Source organism: Pseudomonas sp. FG36 (genome assembly GCF_057809275.1).
Map to the genome: position 1 here is coordinate 22,432 of NZ_JBMDJQ010000039.1, position 12,355 is coordinate 34,786.

The 12,355-nt window shown below is 66.5% G+C and carries 12 protein-coding genes and 1 pseudogene; all 13 read left to right on the forward strand.

Annotated elements, in window-relative coordinates; genetic code table 11:
* Positions 1–288 precede the first annotated feature (288 nt).
* Positions 289–1,062, forward strand: coding sequence for a 2,3-dehydroadipyl-CoA hydratase PaaF (paaF, locus tag ACODS9_RS22800; RefSeq protein ID WP_489094809.1), 774 nt, complete (start codon positions 289–291; stop codon positions 1,060–1,062).
* 31 nt (positions 1,063–1,093) lie between these two features.
* A complete protein-coding gene (gene paaG, locus ACODS9_RS22805; RefSeq protein WP_489094810.1) occupies positions 1,094–1,888 on the forward strand; it encodes a 2-(1,2-epoxy-1,2-dihydrophenyl)acetyl-CoA isomerase PaaG in 795 nt (264 codons plus the stop codon).
* A gap of 2 nt (positions 1,889–1,890) precedes the next feature.
* Complete coding sequence (paaH, locus tag ACODS9_RS22810) at positions 1,891–3,408, forward strand: 3-hydroxyacyl-CoA dehydrogenase PaaH (RefSeq protein WP_489094811.1); 1,518 nt, start codon at positions 1,891–1,893, stop codon at positions 3,406–3,408.
* Positions 3,401–3,850, forward strand: a complete 450-nt coding sequence (gene paaI / locus ACODS9_RS22815; RefSeq protein WP_110604710.1) for a hydroxyphenylacetyl-CoA thioesterase PaaI — start codon at positions 3,401–3,403, stop codon at positions 3,848–3,850. Before paaH ends, paaI begins: the two co-directional genes overlap by 8 nt.
* A complete protein-coding gene (pcaF, locus tag ACODS9_RS22820) occupies positions 3,843–5,063 on the forward strand; it encodes a 3-oxoadipyl-CoA thiolase (protein ID WP_489094812.1) in 1,221 nt (406 codons plus the stop codon). The genes paaI and pcaF overlap by 8 nt, the downstream gene beginning before the upstream one ends.
* Before the next feature lie 94 nt (positions 5,064–5,157).
* A complete protein-coding gene (paaK, locus tag ACODS9_RS22825) occupies positions 5,158–6,477 on the forward strand; it encodes a phenylacetate--CoA ligase PaaK (RefSeq protein ID WP_038707537.1) in 1,320 nt (439 codons plus the stop codon).
* 216 nt (positions 6,478–6,693) lie between these two features.
* Positions 6,694–7,683: a 1,2-phenylacetyl-CoA epoxidase subunit PaaA gene (gene paaA / locus ACODS9_RS22830; RefSeq protein WP_401108834.1), complete on the forward strand. Its 990-nt coding sequence runs from the start codon at positions 6,694–6,696 to the stop codon at positions 7,681–7,683.
* 26 nt (positions 7,684–7,709) lie between these two features.
* Positions 7,710–7,991, forward strand: a complete 282-nt coding sequence (gene paaB / locus ACODS9_RS22835) for a 1,2-phenylacetyl-CoA epoxidase subunit PaaB (RefSeq protein ID WP_046855639.1) — start codon at positions 7,710–7,712, stop codon at positions 7,989–7,991.
* Between the two features lie 8 nt (positions 7,992–7,999).
* Complete coding sequence (paaC, locus tag ACODS9_RS22840) at positions 8,000–8,758, forward strand: 1,2-phenylacetyl-CoA epoxidase subunit PaaC (protein WP_217869671.1); 759 nt, start codon at positions 8,000–8,002, stop codon at positions 8,756–8,758.
* Complete coding sequence (paaD, locus tag ACODS9_RS22845) at positions 8,745–9,269, forward strand: 1,2-phenylacetyl-CoA epoxidase subunit PaaD (protein WP_489094813.1); 525 nt, start codon at positions 8,745–8,747, stop codon at positions 9,267–9,269. Before paaC ends, paaD begins: the two co-directional genes overlap by 14 nt.
* A 15-nt stretch (positions 9,270–9,284) precedes the next feature.
* Positions 9,285–10,361, forward strand: coding sequence for a 1,2-phenylacetyl-CoA epoxidase subunit PaaE (paaE, locus tag ACODS9_RS22850; protein ID WP_401108841.1), 1,077 nt, complete (start codon positions 9,285–9,287; stop codon positions 10,359–10,361).
* A gap of 96 nt (positions 10,362–10,457) precedes the next feature.
* Complete coding sequence (locus tag ACODS9_RS22855) at positions 10,458–10,766, forward strand: DUF485 domain-containing protein (RefSeq protein WP_023631978.1); 309 nt, start codon at positions 10,458–10,460, stop codon at positions 10,764–10,766.
* Positions 10,757–12,325: pseudogene (locus ACODS9_RS22860) on the forward strand (cation acetate symporter); the annotation flags it as partial. The gene ACODS9_RS22855 and the pseudogene ACODS9_RS22860, both read left to right, overlap by 10 nt.
* Positions 12,326–12,355: the final 30 nt, after the last annotated feature.

The window sequence follows — 12,355 nt, forward strand, 5'->3', positions numbered from 1 at the left end:
AATCACTTAGTCAATGCCTTGTTGGTGTATCGCTTTCTTCACCAAGCTTCAGACCTGTGAAGACCTCATAGCTGGGCAAGTCCGCCCCCAATATCGGCTATAAAAGCAAGCTGGCGTGGGAGCGGGCTTGCCCCGCGATAGCGTCGCTCGCCTCACATACAGATACGAAATTACAATTTCAATGTTGATTTTATGTATCATTTTGAACATATACTTGCCCCAGCACCACGAACAACTCCAAGAAAAGCCGGCCCTAGCCGGCGCCGAACGTGCAGCCCGAGGTACTCCATGCCAAGCAACCTCATCGTGCAGGCCCCGGCGGACGGTGTCCGCCTGATCACCCTGCACCGCCCGCAAGCCCTGAACGCCCTGAACACAGCGCTGCTGGAAGAGCTGGCCGCAGAACTGCATGCCGCCGACCAGGATCCGCAGATCCGAGCCGTGGTCATCACCGGCAGCCGCAAGGCCTTCGCCGCCGGCGCCGATATCAACGAAATGGCCCAGCGCGACCTGGTCGGCATCCTCGACGATCCACGCGCGGCCCACTGGCAGCGCATCGCCGGCTTCGGCAAGCCCTTGATCGCCGCCGTCAACGGCTTCGCCCTCGGCGGCGGCTGCGAACTGGTCATGTGCGCCGATATCGTCATCGCCGGCAGCGACGCCCGTTTCGGCCAGCCGGAAATCAACCTCGGCATCCTCCCCGGCGCCGGCGGCACCCAGCGCCTGCTGCGAGCCGTGGGCAAGCCGCTAGCCATGCAGATGGTTCTCGGCGGCGAGGCCATCAGCGCCCGTCATGCCCTGCAGGCCGGCCTGATCAGTGAAGTCACCGAGCCCGAACTCACCGTCGAGCGTGCCCTGCAGGTGGCCGTAGCGATCGCCGCCAAGGCGCCGCTGGCGGTGCGTCTGGCCAAGGAGGCGCTGCTCAAGGCCCAGGACATGGACCTGGCGAGCGGCCTGCGCTTCGAGCGCCACGCCTTCACCCTGCTGGCCGGCACCGCCGACCGCAACGAAGGCATCCGCGCCTTCCAGGAAAAACGCCCGGCCCGATTCCAAGGGCTATAAGCCTTCCACCGACTGACGGAGCGAGCCAGTCATGTCTTTCCAACACATCCTGTTTTCCATCGGCGACGACGGCGTTGCCCTCCTCTCGCTCAACCGGCCCGAGCAGCTCAACAGCTTCAATACCGCGATGCACCTGGAGGTGCGCGAGGCCTTGAAGCAGGTACGCCACAGCGAACACGCCCGGGTACTGCTGTTGACCGGCGAAGGCCGTGGCTTCTGCGCAGGCCAGGACCTGGCCGACCGCAATGTCGCGCCCGGCGCCGAGCTGCCCGACCTTGGCCAGTCCATCGAACAGTTCTACAACCCGCTGGTGCGCAGCCTGCGCGACCTGCCGCTGCCGGTGATCTGCGCGGTCAACGGCGTGGCCGCCGGTGCCGGCGCCAACCTGCCACTGGCCTGCGACCTGGTGCTGGCGGCACGTTCGGCGAGCTTCATCCAGGCGTTCTGCAAGATTGGCCTGGTGCCGGACTCCGGCGGCACCTGGCTGCTGCCCAGACTGGTCGGCATGGCCCGGGCCAAGGCGCTGGCCATGCTGGGCGAGCGCCTGAGCGCCGAGCAGGCCGAGCAATGGGGGTTGATCCACCGGGTGGTGGACGATGCCGCGCTGCGCGACGAAGCACTCGGCCTGGCCCGTCACCTGGCGGCCCAGCCCACCTATGGCCTGGCCTTGATCAAGCGTGCCCTCAACCAGAGTTTCGACAACCGCTTCGATGAACAGCTGGAACTGGAGCGCGACTTTCAGCGCCTGGCCGGGCGCAGCGAGGACTACCGCGAGGGCGTCAGCGCCTTCATGAACAAACGCACACCCGTGTTCAAGGGGCGCTGACCATGGCCGCACTCGACAACGACGCCCTGGTGGCAGTGATCGGCGCAGGCGCGATGGGGGCCGGCATCGCCCAGGTGGCGGCCCAGGCCGGCCATCCCGTGCGCCTCTACGATACGCGCCCCGGCGCCGCCGAGCAGGCGATCGAAGGCATCGATCGCCTGTTCGGCCGGCAGGTGGAACAAGGCAAGCTTGCGCCTGACAGCCGCAGCGCGATCCGCGACCGGCTGCAACCGGTGGACAGCCTCGACGCCCTGGCCGACGCCCATCTGGTGATCGAAGCCATCGTCGAACAACTGCCAGTCAAACAGGACCTGCTGCGTCGGCTTGAAGCCCTGTGCGCCACGAACTGCATCCTGGCCAGCAACACTTCCTCGCTGTCGATCACCAGCCTCGCCGCCGGGCTCAAGCACCCGGAACGGGTCATTGGCATGCACTTCTTCAACCCGGCGCCCTTGATGGCGCTGGTGGAGGTCGTCTCCGGACTGACCACTGCGCCAAGCCTGGCGGCCACGCTTTACGACACCGCCCGGGCCTGGGGCAAGCAACCGGTGCATGCCCGCTCGACGCCGGGCTTTATCGTCAACCGCGTGGCCCGACCCTTCTATGCCGAAAGCCTGCGCCTGCTGCAGGAAGGCGCCGCCGACTGCGCCACCCTCGATGCCCTGCTGCGCGACGCCGGGGGCTTTCGCATGGGCGCCTTCGAACTGACCGACCTGATCGGCCACGACGTCAACTACGCGGTGACCTGCTCGGTGTTCGAAGCCTTCTATGGCGATTTCCGCTTTCAGCCATCGCTGGTGCAGAAAGAGCTGGTCGATGCCGGGCGCCTCGGGCGCAAGACCGGCCAGGGCTTTTACAGCTACGCCGAGGGTGCCGAACGGCTACAGCCCGCGACATTGACCAGCCAGACGTCTGTCGAACGCTGCACGGTGGAAGGTGACCTGGGTGCCCTGCAGCCCCTGGTCGAGCGCTTGCGCGCTAACGGTGTCGGCGTCACCGAGCGCGCCGGCACCGGCCTGCTCCGTGTGGCAGATGCCACCCTGGCGTTGTCCGATGGCCGCCTGGCCAGCCAGCGCGCCCGCGAGGACGGCTTGCGCAACCTGGTGCTGCTTGACCTGGCCCTGGACTACGCCAGCGCCCCGCGCCTGGCCATCAGCCACGGCGCCGAATGCAGCGCCGTGGCCCTGGACCAGGCCGTCGCCCTGCTTGCCCAGGCCGGCCTGAGCGCCTGCCCGGTGGCCGACCTGCCCGGCCTGGTGGTGCTGCGCACCGTCGCCATGCTCGCCAACGAAGCCGCCGATGCCGTGCTGCAAGGCGTCGCCACCCCCGGCGACATCGACCTGGCGATGCGCGCCGGGGTCAACTACCCGCGCGGGCCGTTGACCTGGGCCGACGACCTGGGCATCGGCTACACCCTGAACGTGCTCGACAACCTGCAACGCAGCTACGGCGAGGAACGTTACCGCCCGTCCCTGTTGCTGCGCCGCACCCACGCCGAAGGAGGCCGCCTGCATGGCTGATCAATCCGCACACGCTTTGGCCCGCGCCTGCGCCGAGGCCATGTTCGGCCGTGACGCCGCCAGCCAGGGCCTGGGCATCGAACTGCTCGAAGCCGGCCCCGGCAGCGCCCGCCTGGGCATGACCGTGCGCGCCGACATGATCCAGGGCCACGGCACCTGCCATGGCGGCTACCTGTTCGCCCTGGCCGATTCGGCATTCGCCTTTGCCTGCAACAGCTACGATGAAGCGGCCGTGGCCCTGGGTTGCAGCATCGACTATGTGGCCCCGGCGCGCCTCGGCGACCGCCTGCAGGCCAGCGCCAGCGAACAAAGCCGCAAAGGCCGCACCGGCAACTACGACGTGCGCATCGAGAACCAGCAGGGCGAGCTGATCGCCCTGTTCCACGGCAAATCCTACAAAGTGCGCGGCACCGTGCTGTCGCCGGAGACTTCAAATGACTGACGCCAGCCTGCCCCACGCGCTGATCATCGATGCCGTGCGCACCCCCATCGGCCGCTACGGCGGCGCCCTGTCGAGCGTGCGCCCCGACGACCTGGCCGCGGTGCCGATCAAGGCGCTGATGGCACGCCATCCCGGGCTGGACTGGGCGGCGCTGGACGATGTGATCCTCGGCTGCGCCAACCAGGCCGGCGAAGACAACCGCAACGTCGCGCGCATGGCCGGCCTGCTGGCCGGGCTGCCGATCGAGGTGCCCGGCACCACGATCAACCGCCTGTGCGGCTCGGGCCTCGACGCCATCGGCAACGCTGCCCGCGCCCTGCGCTGCGGCGAAGCCGGGCTGATGCTGGCCGGCGGCGTCGAGTCGATGTCGCGGGCACCCTTCGTCATGGGCAAGTCGGAACAGGCCTTTGGCCGCAGCGCGCAACTGTTCGATACCACCATCGGCTGGCGCTTCGTCAACCCGTCGATGCAGGCGCAATACGGCATCGATTCGATGCCCGAAACCGCGGAGAACGTCGCCGAGCGCTTCGACATCTCCCGCGAAGACCAGGATGCCTTCGCCCTGCGCAGCCAGCTCAAGGCCGCCGCCGCCCAGGCCAATGGCCGCCTGGCCCAGGAGATCGTCGCGGTGGAGATCCCGCAGCGCAAAGGCCCGGCCAAACGCGTCGAGCACGATGAACATCCACGAGGCGACACCACCCTGGAACAACTGGCGCGCCTGGGCACGCCGTTCCGTGAGGGCGGCAGCGTCACCGCCGGCAATGCCTCGGGGGTCAATGACGGCGCCTGCGCCCTGCTGCTGGCCAGCCCACGGGCCGCGCAACGCCACGGCCTCAAGGCCCGTGGCCGGGTGCTCGGCCTGGCGGTGGCGGGCGTCGAACCACGCCTAATGGGCATCGGCCCGGTGCCGGCGACCCACAAGGTACTGGCGCTGACCGGCCTGGCGCTGGCCGACATGGACGTGATCGAGCTCAACGAAGCCTTTGCCGCCCAGGGCCTGGCCGTGCTGCGCGAGCTGGGCTTGGCCGACGACGATCCGCGGGTCAACCCCAACGGTGGCGCCATTGCCCTGGGCCACCCGCTGGGCATGAGCGGCGCACGCCTGGTCACCACCGCCCTGCACCAGCTGGAGCAGACCGGTGGCCGTTACGCCCTGTGCACCATGTGCATCGGCGTCGGCCAGGGCATCGCCCTGGTGATCGAACGCCTCTGATCAGCCGCCAGAGACGCCGCGCGACGCGGGCAGTATGCTGCCTGCCATGACACTCAGGGCCCCGGCCCACGACAAGAACAATTCGAGTGAAACCATGAATCTCTACCATGATGCCGACCGCGCCCTGCTCGACCCGATGGAAACCGCCAGCCTAGACGCACTGCGCCAGCACCAGCTGGAGCGCCTGCGCTGGAGCCTGAACCACGCCTACGCCAATGTGCCGCTGTACCGCCAGCGCTTCGACGCCTGCGGCGCCCACCCCGACGACCTGAAATCGCTGGAGGACCTGGCCCGCTTCCCCTTCACCGGCAAGAACGACCTGCGCGACAACTACCCCTACGGCATGTTTGCCGTGCCCCAGGACCAGGTGGTGCGCCTGCACGCCTCCAGCGGCACCACCGGCAAGCCGACCGTGGTCGGCTACACCCAGAACGACATCGACACCTGGGCCAACGTGGTGGCGCGCTCGATTCGCGCCGCCGGCGGGCGCCGCGGCGACAAGGTGCATGTCTCCTACGGCTACGGCCTGTTCACCGGCGGCCTGGGCGCGCACTACGGCGCCGAGCGCCTGGGCTGCACGGTGATCCCCATGTCCGGCGGCCAGACCGAGAAGCAGGTGCAGCTGATCCGCGACTTCCAGCCGGACATCATCATGGTCACCCCCTCGTACATGCTCAACCTCGCCGACGAGATCGAGCGCCAGGGCATCGACCCGCACGACCTCAAGCTGCGCCTGGGCATCTTCGGCGCCGAACCCTGGACCGACGAACTGCGCCGCGCCATCGAGCAGCGCCTGGGCATCGACGCCCTGGATATCTACGGGCTGTCGGAAATCATGGGCCCGGGCGTGGCCATGGAGTGCATCGAGACCAAGGACGGCCCGACCATCTGGGAAGACCATTTCTACCCCGAGATCATTGATCCGGTCACAGGCCAGGTGCTGCCGGACGGCCAGCTCGGCGAGCTGGTGTTCACCTCGCTGAGCAAGGAGGCGTTGCCGATGGTGCGCTACCGCACCCGCGACCTCACCCGCCTGCTGCCGGGCACGGCGCGGCCGATGCGGCGCATCGGCAAGATCACCGGGCGCAGCGACGACATGCTGATCATTCGCGGGGTCAATGTGTTCCCGACGCAGATCGAGGAGCAGGTACTCAAGATAAAACAGCTTTCCGAGCTGTATGAGATTCACCTGTATCGTAATGGCAATCTCGACAGCGTCGAGGTGCATGTTGAACTGCGCAGCGACAGCCAGTACCTCGACGAGGGCCAGCGCAAGCAGGTGGTGGGTGAACTGGCGAAGCAGATCAAGACCTACATCGGCATCAGCACGCAGATCCAGTTGCAGCCGTGCGGCACGCTGAAACGCTCGGAAGGCAAGGCCTGTCATGTGTATGACAAGCGGCTGGCCAGCTGACCGATAGCGCTTCCTGGAAAGCCCCGGCCAAGTTCCGGGGCTTTTTTTCGCCTGGCCGAACGTAATCGCGGGGGCAAGCCCACTGCCACGCCCGGCCAGCTCATGCGAAAGCGATACACAAATCTTATTTGATACATCAAATACTGTTTGATGTTGTGTTTTGTATCGCTTATAAATGACCCACGCCCCAAGCAACCCATCAGCGGGAGCCCGACCATGTACGCACAGCTCGTAGAAACCGGCGTCAAACGCCTGAAGACCCTGGAAGAGATGTCACCCGAAGAGCGCGCCTTCCAGGAGAAGATCGACGCCGAGATCAAGATCGAAGCCAAGAACTGGATGCCCGAGGCTTACCGCCAGACGCTCATCCGCCAGATTTCCCAGCACGCCCATTCCGAGATCGTCGGCATGCTCCCGGAAGGCAACTGGGTCACTCGCGCCCCTTCGCTCAAGCGCAAGCTGCAGTTGATGGCCAAGATCCAGGATGAGGCCGGCCACGGCCTGTATCTGTACAGCGCCATGGAAACCCTTGGCGCCGACCGCGACGAAGAGATCGCCAAGCTGCACAGCGGCAAGGCCAAGTATTCCAGCATCTTCAACTACCCGACCCTGAGCTGGGCCGACATGGGCGCGGTGGGCTGGCTGGTGGACGGCGCGGCGATCGTCAACCAGGTGGTGCTGCAGCGCACCTCCTACGGCCCTTACTCCCGCGCCATGATCCGCATCTGCAAGGAAGAAAGCTTCCACCAGCGCCAGGGCTACGAACTGCTGCTGACCATGATGCGCCACGGTACCCAGGCGCAGAAGGACATGGTCCAGGACGCCATCGACCGCCTGTGGTGGCCGGCGCTGATGATGTTCGGCCCCAGCGACGAACATTCGCCCAACAGCGCCCAGTCCATGGCCTGGAAGATCAAGCGCCAGAGCAACGACGAACTGCGCCAGCGCTTCATCGACCAGACCGTGCCACAGCTGGAACTGCTCGGCTGCACCGCTCCCGACCCTGAGCTCAGGTGGAACGCCGAACGCGGCCATTACGACTTCGGCCAGATCCAGTGGGAAGAGTTCTACGAGGTGCTCAAGGGCAACGGCCCATGCAACCAGGAGCGCGTCGCAACACGCCGCAAGGCCATCGAAAACGGCGCGTGGGTACGCGAGGCCGCCGTGGCCTATGCGCGCAAGCAACAGAACAAGAATGCCGCCTGAAGCGGCCATCGATGCGGAGATCGAGCATGTCTGACTGGACCCTCTACGAAGTATTCGTGCGCAGCAAGCACGGCCTGAACCACAAGCACGTCGGCAGCGTGCATGCCGCCGACGCCGCCATGGCCATCGAGAACGCCCGCGAGCTGTACACCCGCCGCAGCGAAGGCGTGAGCCTGTGGGTGGTGCCCTCGGCGCTGATCACCGCCTCTTCGCCCGACGAGAAAGACCCGCTGTTCGCCCCGGCGGACGACAAGATCTACCGCCATGCCAGCTTCTACGAGCTGCCCGCCGAAGTCGGACACATGTGAGGCCCGCCATGCACAAGCAAGCACTCATCCAATACCTGCTGCTGCTCGGCGACAGCGCCCTGGTCCAGGGCCAGCGCCTGTGCGAGTGGTGCGGCAAGGCGCCGGCGCTGGAAGAAGAACTGGCGCTGATGAACGTCGGCCTCGACCTGGTGGGCCAGGCGCGCAACTGGCTGGACTATGCCGCCGAACTGTTGGACGACGGCCGCGACGCCGATGCCCTGGCGTTCCGCCGCGACGAGCGCGCCTACCGCAACCTGCTGCTGGTCGAGCAACCCAACGGCGACTACGCCGTCACCATGCTCAAGCAGTTCCTCTACGACGCCTGGCACCACGCCACGCTCGAAGGGCTCACGGCCTCCAGCGATGAACGCATCGCCGGCATCGCCGCCAAGGCCCTGAAAGAAGTCACCTACCACCTGCGCCGCTCCGGCGAGTGGGTGCAGCGCCTGGGCGGCGGCACTGAAGAAAGCCGTCGGCGCATGCTCGAAGCCATCCCGACACTGTGGCGCTTCACGGTCGAATTGAGCGTGGCCAATGACGGCGAAGTCCAGTTGGCCAATGCCGGTATCGGCGCCGACCCGGCGCGGATCGCCCAGCACTGGCTGAACACCGTCACGGCCATCTTCGCCTCGGTCGACCTGCCCCTGCCCAAGGCCGCCAGCCACTTCTACCTGGACGGGCGCAAGGGCCTGCACAGCGAACACCTCGGCCTGCTGCTGGCTGAAATGCAGTTCCTGCCGCGAGCCTACCCCGATGCGACCTGGTGAGCTGATCGCCGGCGACCGCGGCGCCAGGGCCTTGCGCGATGGCGACCTGAGCCGGGCCTGGGCGGTGCTGGCCGAGGTGATGGACCCGGAAGTACCGGTAGTCAGCGTGGTCGACCTGGGTGTCGTGCGCGACCTCGACTGGCGCGCCGGCCACCTGCACCTGGTGGTCACCCCGACCTACTCCGGCTGCCCGGCCACCGAGGTGATCGAGAGTGACATTCGCCAGGCCCTGGAACAGGCCGGCTTCGCTGAGCCTGCGCTGGAGCGTCGTCTCACCCCGGCATGGAGCACCGACTGGATCAGTGCGCAAGGCCGTGAGCGGCTGCGCGCCTACGGCATCGCCCCACCCGAGGGCCACGCCAACCTGCGCGGTGCGGCACCCAGCGTGTGTTGCCCGCAGTGCGGCAGCGCCGATACCGAACTGCTCAGCCAGTTCGGCTCCACCGCCTGCAAGGCCCTGTACCGCTGCCGCGCCTGCCTGGAACCGTTCGACTATTTCAAATGCCTTTGAGCCGTGGAGAATGCCATGAGCCAGTTTCACAGCCTGACCATCAAGCAAGTGCGACAGGAAACCCGCGACGCGGTGTCCATCGCCTTCGACGTGCCCGCGCACCTGCGCGATGAGTTCCGTTTCACCCAGGGCCAGTACCTGGTCATGCGCACCCAGCTCGATGACGAGGAAGTGCGCCGTTCCTATTCGATCTGCAGCGCAGTGCAGGATGGCGAGCTGCGCGTGGCGGTCAAGCGCGTGCCCGGTGGGCGCTTCTCGGCCTTCGCCAACGAAGTGCTCAAGGCCGGCCAGCAACTGGAGGTGATGCCACCGTCGGGCAACTTCTTCGTGCCGCTGGAGCCGACGCGCCGGGGCAACTATCTGGGCGTGGCCGCCGGCAGCGGCATCACGCCGCTCCTGTCGCTGGTCGCCACCACGCTGGCCACTGAACCAGACAGCCGCTTCACCTTGCTGTACGGCAACCGTGCCAGCAACAGCGCGCTGTTCCGCGACCGCCTCGAGGACCTGAAGAACCAGTACCTCGACCGCCTCAACCTGATCTTCGTGTTCAGCCGCGAGCAACAGGACGTCGACCTGTACAACGGCCGCATCGACGCCGACAAGTGCGGCCAGCTGTTCTCCCGCTGGCTCGACGTGACCTCACTCGATGCCGCCTTCATCTGCGGCCCCCAGGCCATGACCGAAACCGTGCGCGACAGCCTGCAGGCCAACGGCATGGACAAGGCGCGCATCCACTATGAACTGTTCGCCGCCGCCGGCAGCGAAGCCCGCCGCGAGGCCCGTGAAGCGGCCCGTGAGCTGGATTCGGCGGTCAGCCAGGTGACCGTGATCAGCGATGGCCGCGCCCTGGCCTTCGACCTGCCGCGCAACACCCGCAGCGTGCTCGACGCCGGCAATGCCATCGGCGCCGAGCTGCCGTACTCGTGCAAGGCCGGGGTGTGCTCGACCTGCAAGTGCAAGGTGATCGAGGGCGAGGTGGAGATGGACAGCAACCATGCCCTGGAAGACTACGAAGTGGCCGCCGGGTATGTGCTGTCGTGCCAGACCTACCCGCTGAGCGACAAGGTGGTGCTCGACTTCGATCAGCTTTGAGACCGCATTACCTTCATCGCTGGCAAGCCAGCGATGAAGCCCTCGGCAACCCGCGTGACCTGAAAAACAATTACAACAGCCAGAGAGAACGCTCCCATGACACCCGAACACATCGAAACCATCAGCAACCACCCCGCCTTCGTGCAACTGATCAAGCGCAAGCGCCGCCTCAACGGCAGCCTGACCCTGACCATGTTTGTCGCCTATTACGGCTTCGTCCTGCTGGTGGCCTTCGCCCCGGGCGTGCTCGGCCAGTCCCTCAGCGGCGGCGTGACCAGCGTCGGCATGCTGGTGGGCGTGCTGATGGTGCTGCTGTCCTTCGCCCTCACCGGCATCTACATGCACCGTGCCAACCGCGTCATCGACCCGCTCAACGAAGTGGTCAAGCAGGAGTGCGCGCGATGAACTGGACCGCCATCTCGATGTTTCTGGTGTTCGTCTGCTTCACCTTGCTGGTGACCCGCTGGGCCGCCTTGCGCACCCGCTCGGCCAGCGACTTCTACACCGCCGGCGGCGGCCTCACCGGCATGCAGAACGGCCTGGCGATCGCTGGCGACATGATCAGCGCCGCGTCCTTCCTGGGCATCTCGGCGATGATGTTCATGAACGGCTACGACGGCCTGCTGTATGCCCTGGGTGTGCTGGCCGGCTGGCCGATCATCCTGTTCCTGATCGCCGAGCGCCTGCGCAACCTGGGCAAGTACACCTTCGCCGACGTGGTCTCCTACCGCCTGGCCCAGGCTCCGGTGCGCCTGACCTCGGCCTTCGGCACCCTGGCCGTGGCGCTGATGTACCTGGTGGCGCAGATGGTCGGCGCCGGCAAGCTGATCGAGCTGCTGTTCGGCATCAACTACCTGTACGCGGTGATGCTGGTGGGTGCGCTGATGGTGCTGTACGTCACCTTCGGCGGCATGCTCGCCACCACCTGGGTGCAGATCATCAAGGCGGTGATGCTGCTCTCTGGCACCACCTTCATGGCGTTCATGGTGCTCAGGCATTTCGGCTTCAGCACCGAGGCAATGTTCGCCAGCGCCGTGGCCGTGCACGCCAAGGGCCAGGCAATCATGGCGCCGGGCGCGCTGCTGTCCAACCCGGTGGATGCCATTTCCCTGGGCCTGGGGATGATGTTCGGCACTGCCGGCCTGCCGCATATCCTCATGCGCTTCTTCACCGTCAGCGACGCCAAGGAAGCGCGCAAGAGCGTGTTCTACGCCACCGGCTTCATCGGCTACTTCTATCTGCTGCTGATCGTCATCGGCTTCGGCGCCATCGTCATGGTCGGTACCGAGCCGTCCTATCGCGACGCCACCGGGGCGATCATCGGCGGCGGCAACATGGTCGCGGTGCACCTGGCCCAGGCGGTGGGCGGCAACCTGTTCCTCGGCTTCATCTCGGCGGTGGCCTTCGCCACCATCCTCGCCGTGGTCGCCGGCCTTGCGCTGTCCGGCGCCTCGGCGGTATCCCACGACCTGTACGCCTGCGTGGTGCGCAAGGGCCAGGCCAGCGAGCAGGAAGAAATGCGCGTATCGCGCCTGGCCACCTTGGGGATCGGCCTGTTCGCGGTGCTGCTGGGGCTGCTGTTCGAGTCGCAGAACATCGCCTTCCTCTCCGGCCTGGTACTGGCGGTGGCCGCCTCGGTCAACTTCCCGGTGCTGCTGCTCTCGATGGTCTGGAAGGGCCTGACCACCCGTGGCGCGGTGGGCGGCAGCCTGGCCGGGCTGGTCTCGGCGATCGTGCTGGTGGTGCTGGGCCCGGCGGTGTGGGTCAACGTGCTGCACAACGAACGGGCGCTGTTCCCCTACAGCAACCCAGCGCTGTTCTCCATGTCGCTGGCCTTCCTCGCGGCCTGGGCCTTCTCGGTCACCGACGGCTCGCAGCGAGCGCGCGAAGAACGTGGGCGCTACCTGGCCCAGTTCATCCGCTCGATGACCGGTATCGGCGCCGCCGGTGCCAGCAAGCACTGACCTCAAGAACAATAACAACGTCGGGTACAA

Bases quoted from the DNA above. Each gene is read 5' to 3' on its own strand.
- paaF (WP_489094809.1), top strand. From the start codon at position 289: ATGCCAAGCAACCTCATCGTGCAGGCCCCGGCGGACGGTGTCCGCCTG.
- paaG (WP_489094810.1), top strand. From the start codon at position 1,094: ATGTCTTTCCAACACATCCTGTTTTCCATCGGCGACGACGGCGTTGCC.
- paaH (WP_489094811.1), top strand. From the start codon at position 1,891: ATGGCCGCACTCGACAACGACGCCCTGGTGGCAGTGATCGGCGCAGGC.
- paaI (WP_110604710.1), top strand. From the start codon at position 3,401: ATGGCTGATCAATCCGCACACGCTTTGGCCCGCGCCTGCGCCGAGGCC.
- pcaF (WP_489094812.1), top strand. From the start codon at position 3,843: ATGACTGACGCCAGCCTGCCCCACGCGCTGATCATCGATGCCGTGCGC.
- paaK (WP_038707537.1), top strand. From the start codon at position 5,158: ATGAATCTCTACCATGATGCCGACCGCGCCCTGCTCGACCCGATGGAA.
- paaA (WP_401108834.1), top strand. From the start codon at position 6,694: ATGTACGCACAGCTCGTAGAAACCGGCGTCAAACGCCTGAAGACCCTG.
- paaB (WP_046855639.1), top strand. From the start codon at position 7,710: ATGTCTGACTGGACCCTCTACGAAGTATTCGTGCGCAGCAAGCACGGC.
- paaC (WP_217869671.1), top strand. From the start codon at position 8,000: ATGCACAAGCAAGCACTCATCCAATACCTGCTGCTGCTCGGCGACAGC.
- paaD (WP_489094813.1), top strand. From the start codon at position 8,745: ATGCGACCTGGTGAGCTGATCGCCGGCGACCGCGGCGCCAGGGCCTTG.
- paaE (WP_401108841.1), top strand. From the start codon at position 9,285: ATGAGCCAGTTTCACAGCCTGACCATCAAGCAAGTGCGACAGGAAACC.
- ACODS9_RS22855 (WP_023631978.1), top strand. From the start codon at position 10,458: ATGACACCCGAACACATCGAAACCATCAGCAACCACCCCGCCTTCGTG.